Below are 885 nucleotides of genomic sequence, written 5' to 3'. Positions count from 1 at the left end.
TCCCGTACTCGGAAGGCGAACAGGGCGTAGGACACTCCCATTTTCCGACTTTTGCGGGACAGCGCCACTTGATGCGTTGTCGCCCTAAACACTTGCCCCAGCAGAGCATATTGCGACCAATGGGGCAGACGGGAACGCCGTCGGCACCCATTTTCATTTCGTTGTATACCGTTTGCCCGGAACGCCTGAGATTCAGGTCGATGATGGCGGAAATATCATCATGTTCCAGCATAGTATAGATCGGGAGGGCGTCGTGCTGGCTGGCGCGGAACAATCGCAGGTATACGGGCAGATTGGAAGCACTATCGGCTGCCGTGAACATGTAGAGCGTGCGCCCGTAGTCATATTTCTCGCGGTAGCTGTCCCAGCCCCAGTTGGCATCAGGATCTGAAAATTGCCGTTTGCAGGAGCATTTCCAGTTGCCTGACTTGCGGCAGTCGCAAAGGAACTTACCGAAGGAGCGAGCTCCGGTCTCGACCGGGGAGCCGTCGCCGATGACGCGGAAGCAGCGAGTATCGCCAAGCAACCCTTTCGCCGCAGAAAGCAAGACGAACATCGTTTGGAACAGTTGCTGCAAGAGATCATGTTCTTTGGGCGTGTAGTAGATTTTCGCTTCACGCAGGGCACGGGAGACGAGTTTGTCCGTAATCTTGGAGCCTCCGGAAGAAGTCATAAAAGGTGCCGACGCCCGGCTGTAACTGCTAAACTAGAATAAACAGATTTCGCTAAATAGTGAACGTCAAATCGGCCCCACCTAGCGGTCAGATTGGGGCCAGTGTATGATCGATGTGGATTAGTTCAGACGGCAGAAGTCCGGCAACTGCGGCGACCACGGCATAAAGGACGCTAACGCCTGTGGCTCTTGCAGATTGGCAAGCTGCGGCA

At 55.0% G+C, this 885-nt stretch carries 1 pseudogene; it reads right to left on the bottom strand.

From position 1 onward, the window contains the following. Positions 1–673, bottom strand: a pseudogene (locus PPOP_RS10495) (DDE transposase); the annotation flags it as partial. Between the last annotated feature and the right edge of the window lie 212 nt (positions 674–885).

Origin of the sequence: Paenibacillus popilliae ATCC 14706, from assembly GCF_000315235.1 — a bacterium.
Lineage (GTDB): Bacteria > Bacillota > Bacilli > Paenibacillales > Paenibacillaceae > Paenibacillus_B > Paenibacillus_B popilliae.
The sequence above is the reverse complement of the archived record's forward strand: the minus strand, read 5'-3'. Positions and strand labels throughout refer to the sequence as shown.